The organism is Bifidobacterium olomucense (genome assembly GCF_012932375.1).
GTDB classification, from domain to species: domain Bacteria; phylum Actinomycetota; class Actinomycetes; order Actinomycetales; family Bifidobacteriaceae; genus Bifidobacterium; species Bifidobacterium olomucense.
This window is the reverse complement of sequence record NZ_JAAIIG010000028.1, coordinates 1-4,310: the sequence shown is the minus strand read 5'-3', so window position 1 is coordinate 4,310 and position 4,310 is coordinate 1. Positions and strand designations below refer to the sequence as shown.

The window sequence follows — 4,310 nt, the reverse complement described above, 5'->3', positions numbered from 1 at the left end:
GGTGTCCGCGCTCACGTTCAACGGGGGCCGCAGGGACAACGGCGCGGACGGGGACAACAAGGGGTACGGCGCGTTCGGACGTCTCGGCATGCGCCGCGACAGTCAGAAACGCGAACGATCCGTGGTCTATTTCACCGCGTCGGCGGACTACGACCATTCCAATCCGAACATGAGCTCACGCGAGTGGAGCTCCTATCTCAGACTGCTCGTCCCCTACGGTGCCGACACGACGGCCGAAATGTGCGTGACGGCCCCCAACAGCCGCATCGGCGGCGTGTACGCGAACGTCAGCCAGAACTACACGAACCTGTACAGCCAGAACGCCGACGGCTGGGTGGGAGTCCAAGCCAACATCGGCAAAGGCTACCTTCATTTGGGCGGCTACCTCGGCCGCGTCACCGGACGGGGCACGTTCCAATCAACCCATTGGAAAATCGTAAGCGGCGGCACCCTCGGGCCGAACGGCAACCTCCTCCAATCCTCCTTCACGTTCCCCCCTGCGAAATACGGGAAATACTATGCGGTCGCGAACGCGGACGTGGACTTCGGGTCGATCAGCATCCATGTCAACAAGACCGGCAACGCGTCCAGCGTCGGTGTCATCGGCTTCAACGCCGGCGGCAGCGCCTACACGGGCGACATCTACTGCAACGTGATCGCATGGCTCACCGAATAAGGAAGGAGACCGCACATGGCGATGGAGATCAGCGACGGCATGCTCATCATCCGTGACGACATGGGATGCAGCACCCATGCGATCCCGTTGGACGCTTTGGCCGCGTGGCGTGAACTGCTGGGAGCCGCATCCGACGTGGAGACGGTCGAGCTGATCATGAAGGCCAGGGATCCGGGCGTCATCGACCCGGACACTGGCCGCAACGCTTGGACTTCCGCTTATGAACAGTTGGAGCACGACCGGCTGAACGACCTGAATCAGGTCAGGGCAGCCGGCTTGCATCGCGCGTTCAAAGCGAATGGGGCTCTGGCCTCGGACGGGCGCGCGGAGACACGACGCCTGTTGGGCCTGCCGGAAACCGTGTCGGACGGATACGAGTCGGAGGCCGTGGAGGCCGTGAGCCTCGCACTCGACGACGAAACGATAGCCGAAGCGGACGAAACCATCCCAGCCACGTCACCTGACGTCACGGGATTGGAATCCTTGCTCAAAGCGCACTCCCCGCAGATCAGCGCCCTGCGCGAACAATTCCTGAACGACATCACACCGAGAATCACAGACAGGAGGAACCAATGAAGGAACAGGAACCATCGAATCTGGTGCAGGCGGACGTGAACGACGTGCTCGACAACCTCACCGCGTCCGTCGCGAGCCTGACCCGCCAGCTTGCAATCAGCCAATCGCAGGTGCTCACATTGCAACGCCGGTTGAAGGAGCTCGAAGCGAAAACCAAATAACCCATTCGCTCTCAATCATTTCCATAAGCCACTCCCACACGGGGGTGGCTTTTTTCATATCCGAAACAAGTGAAAGGAGTTGGCATGCTGATCCAGAATCTCATGTCGAACCCGAGACTACTGGGAGAAGGCAAGAAACCCAACGAACAGGCGGGCGTCAAGCTCGCCTACAACAGCGATGGGGTTACGCTCATTACGACCGGTACCGGTGATGACAACCACATCGATTTCACCGTCAGCAAGCAGCCGAACGTGAAATACCGGTTCACCTGCCATCTACAGGAGTTCACCGGCGAGGCCTACGTCAACGGTTATCTGCTCGCCCATACGTCCAACGGGAACGTCTTCTATGACAGGACTGGAGGCGCTGGCCGACGCCACATCCTCGACGTACAGGATTCGGCGTCGAACGTCACGCTACGCCTGTACGCTCCCAAGTCCGGGAAAGCGACATGGGCACGAGCGTTTTTCGGCACCTACGACGACTATCAGCGTATGCAAGCCGCCGGTCTCGACTGGTTCGACGGTGACACCATGAAAAGCATTGGGGGGGGGGCTGGGCTAAACGCCGCTCTGCTCGCCCTGCTGATTCTGCTGCTGTCCGCCTCCATGAATGGGGGCTGGCGGTATGACGCTCATCACCCAGTATTTCCCGAACCCCTTGTTCGACGCGAACGGCCTGCTGCCGGGCGTGAACCAGAATTCGCATGCCACGGTGCGAGCGGAGAACCAGCAGTTGAAGGTCATCTCGACGGATGCGACCGGCGCGCAGGTGAGCGTCACCCTGCTAGACCTGCCGACGGATACGAGCATGGTGTTCTCGATCGCCTACTATTCGCCGGTGCCTGCCTCGCAGTTGCGCAACGGCTGCATGTGCGTCGTGGGCTATGGCAGTTGGACCATGCTGGCCAATCTGGGCAAGCCCACGTCGTCCGGCTCCAACGTGTCGAGGGTGGAATTCACCACCCCTGGGGAACGAGCCGGCATCCAGTTCGTGTTCAACGGGCCGTTGGCCTCCGGCCTGGGCACGGTGTTCGACATGCCTATGCTCATGACGAAATCGGATTGGGACTGGTGGCAGGCGAACAAGCCCACCAACCGTGTGCTCTCCGGGAACATCATGCCGCTTCCCTAGCCTTCGGTCTGGGGGTGGCGGCATGACACTCCTGCACAATTTCAATCCGAACCCCATGTGCGTGGACATGGGCAACTACCTGAGCGGCCACGGCGGCGTCAGCAACTGCAACATCCTGAACATCGTGTCCCATTACGCGCCGCCGAGCGATTTCCCCGGCTTCTGCGTGGAGACCATCGCGGACGGAGACAGCTGGTGCGGCATGGAATGCCCTGACGTGCCACGCAATACGCCGCTCGTCCTCGCCGCCAACATGGCGGTGGGCGACAACACGACATCCAAACCGCTCTACGGCAGCTGGGTGAATGTGTGGGCCGGCCCCGAAACGGACTGGCGTTCAAGGGGCTCCTTGACCTCGTCCGGCGTAAGCGGCGATATCACGCTCCCCAGTGGCGGCAAGACCCCACAGATCGTGTTCCGAGGCCCGGCCAAGGCCGGCCAACGCATCTACATATGGAGCATCTACCTCGGCACGCGAGCCGACTATGAGACGCTCCAACGGTATGCGCCCGGAGCGCCGCTAGCCGGCAGCCTCATGCCATTAAGGGGGGGGGAGGCTTAAACTCCCTCATCCTCTTGCTTGCGTTCATCGCTCTGACTGGGTGGTGGTCGCATGATCGGGCAGATCGTCAACCAGCAGACCGACCCGAACTGTTTGAAACGGTATGGGGTGTACAACGCCACCGTCTCTTCGAGCACGAGTCTGAAAGGCAAGTTCGTGTACACGCCGCCAGCGAGCGGGACGAGCGCGATAACCGGCGTGATTCCCTCATCCGTGCCGATAGGCCGCACGATAACGGTCATGGTCAGCTCGAAATCGGGCGTGGAACCGTTGAAAATCCAGAACGCGCAGCGCATCGCCAAGTTCGGCACGGCCGCGGCGGCCTTCAGGGTCACGACGATAGGCGACCACGCGTTCTGGCTGGCCGACTATCAAGGGGAGCCGGTGACGCTCATCGCGGTCGGACAGTACACGACCAACGAGTATCTGGCCCTGCTCGACGCCGGCCTCGACTGGCCTTGGTTCGACGGAAGCATGATGCCGTTGAACTGAGTGTGATCGGCGGTGACCGCCGATGAATACGGGCTGTGTGAATTATGCGACGAACCCGCGTTGGGGCGGCAACGGCTACCAGGGCAGTCCGACCGTGAACGTGACCGTCCCCAAGGGCGTCATGCTCATGGTCGCCGTGCAGGTGATCGTACCCGCCGGCGTCACGCCGAACGTGCGGTTGAACTTCACCGGCGACTTGGAGAGCGTCTGGTATGGCGCTCCCTATGGTGCCGGCTACAGCGCGCAACGCATGCAGAGCATGACGACCGGCACGACGCTCACCATCCAGTTTTTGAACGTGGACAACGGGATACGCATCGACCGGCTGCTCGTATGCACTCAGGACGACTGGGAGCAGGCCAAACGGATCACCGGCGACGACGCCCCCTACTGGGACGGCACCACAATGCCACTCAAATGATCAACCGTCTGAAAGGAAAGAAGGAATGACCTAGATGACCCAAACGATCCCTACATGGGCGATGCTGCTCGCCGCCGTCATCGGCAGCGGCGGCTTCGGGGCCCTCGTGCCGTGGCTGCTCGACAAGATCGACGCGCACAACCCCATGCGCGACGGCGTGCGCGTCCTGCTCCTGTGCGAGCTCGAACGCCAGCAGCGCGAACTCGTCGCCGGCGGGGCCACGGCGGACAACGAGACCAAGGCCCGCGCCCAGACCATCTACGACGCCTACCACCAGCTCGGCGGCA

The 4,310-nt window shown here is 61.8% G+C and carries 8 protein-coding genes and 1 pseudogene; 8 read left to right on the top strand and 1 reads right to left on the bottom strand.

Annotated features, from left to right (window positions below):
• The 3 genes and pseudogenes from G1C97_RS11905 to G1C97_RS11895 form a co-directional block, all read left to right on the top strand.
• Positions 1 to 676, top strand: a pseudogene (locus G1C97_RS11905) (hypothetical protein); the annotation flags it as partial.
• Between the two features lie 15 nt (positions 677 to 691).
• Complete coding sequence (locus G1C97_RS11900) at positions 692 to 1,252, top strand: hypothetical protein (protein ID WP_169241938.1); 561 nt, start codon at positions 692 to 694, stop codon at positions 1,250 to 1,252.
• Positions 1,249 to 1,413, top strand: coding sequence for a hypothetical protein (locus tag G1C97_RS11895; protein ID WP_169241937.1), 165 nt, complete (start codon positions 1,249 to 1,251; stop codon positions 1,411 to 1,413). The genes G1C97_RS11900 and G1C97_RS11895 overlap by 4 nt, the downstream gene beginning before the upstream one ends.
• Positions 1,414 to 1,530: 117 nt before the next feature.
• On the opposite strand, the gene G1C97_RS11890 is transcribed toward G1C97_RS11895, so the two are convergent.
• Positions 1,531 to 1,689, bottom strand: coding sequence for a hypothetical protein (locus tag G1C97_RS11890; protein ID WP_169241936.1), 159 nt, complete (start codon positions 1,687 to 1,689; stop codon positions 1,531 to 1,533).
• Positions 1,690 to 2,041: 352 nt separating this feature from the next.
• On the opposite strand from G1C97_RS11890, the gene G1C97_RS11885 reads away from it, so the two are divergent.
• From G1C97_RS11885 to G1C97_RS11865, 5 genes are all read left to right on the top strand, one after another.
• On the top strand, positions 2,042 to 2,548 hold the full coding sequence (locus G1C97_RS11885; RefSeq protein ID WP_169241935.1) for a hypothetical protein: 507 nt from the start codon (positions 2,042 to 2,044) through the stop codon (positions 2,546 to 2,548).
• A 22-nt stretch (positions 2,549 to 2,570) separates the two neighbouring features.
• Positions 2,571 to 3,110 (top strand): hypothetical protein, encoded by a 540-nt coding sequence (locus tag G1C97_RS11880; RefSeq protein WP_169241934.1) that lies wholly within the window; start codon positions 2,571 to 2,573, stop codon positions 3,108 to 3,110.
• 51 nt (positions 3,111 to 3,161) lie between these two features.
• Entirely contained in the window at positions 3,162 to 3,602 is a 441-nt protein-coding gene (locus G1C97_RS11875) for a hypothetical protein (protein ID WP_169241933.1), read from the top strand.
• Between the two features lie 22 nt (positions 3,603 to 3,624).
• Entirely contained in the window at positions 3,625 to 4,023 is a 399-nt protein-coding gene (locus G1C97_RS11870; RefSeq protein ID WP_169241932.1) for a hypothetical protein, read from the top strand.
• A 34-nt stretch (positions 4,024 to 4,057) separates the two neighbouring features.
• On the top strand, positions 4,058 to 4,310 hold a 253-nt coding region (locus G1C97_RS11865; RefSeq protein WP_169241931.1), incomplete at its 3' end, for a hypothetical protein.

What these genes read in the sequence shown, in the direction of transcription:
- G1C97_RS11900 (WP_169241938.1), top strand. Translation starts at nt 692, where the DNA reads ATGGCGATGGAGATCAGCGACGGCATGCTCATCATCCGTGACGACATG.
- G1C97_RS11875 (WP_169241933.1), top strand. Translation starts at nt 3,162, where the DNA reads ATGATCGGGCAGATCGTCAACCAGCAGACCGACCCGAACTGTTTGAAA.
- G1C97_RS11885 (WP_169241935.1), top strand. Translation starts at nt 2,042, where the DNA reads ATGACGCTCATCACCCAGTATTTCCCGAACCCCTTGTTCGACGCGAAC.
- G1C97_RS11890 (WP_169241936.1), bottom strand. Translation starts at nt 1,689, where the DNA reads ATGGCAGGTGAACCGGTATTTCACGTTCGGCTGCTTGCTGACGGTGAA.
- G1C97_RS11870 (WP_169241932.1), top strand. Translation starts at nt 3,625, where the DNA reads ATGAATACGGGCTGTGTGAATTATGCGACGAACCCGCGTTGGGGCGGC.
- G1C97_RS11895 (WP_169241937.1), top strand. Translation starts at nt 1,249, where the DNA reads ATGAAGGAACAGGAACCATCGAATCTGGTGCAGGCGGACGTGAACGAC.
- G1C97_RS11880 (WP_169241934.1), top strand. Translation starts at nt 2,571, where the DNA reads ATGACACTCCTGCACAATTTCAATCCGAACCCCATGTGCGTGGACATG.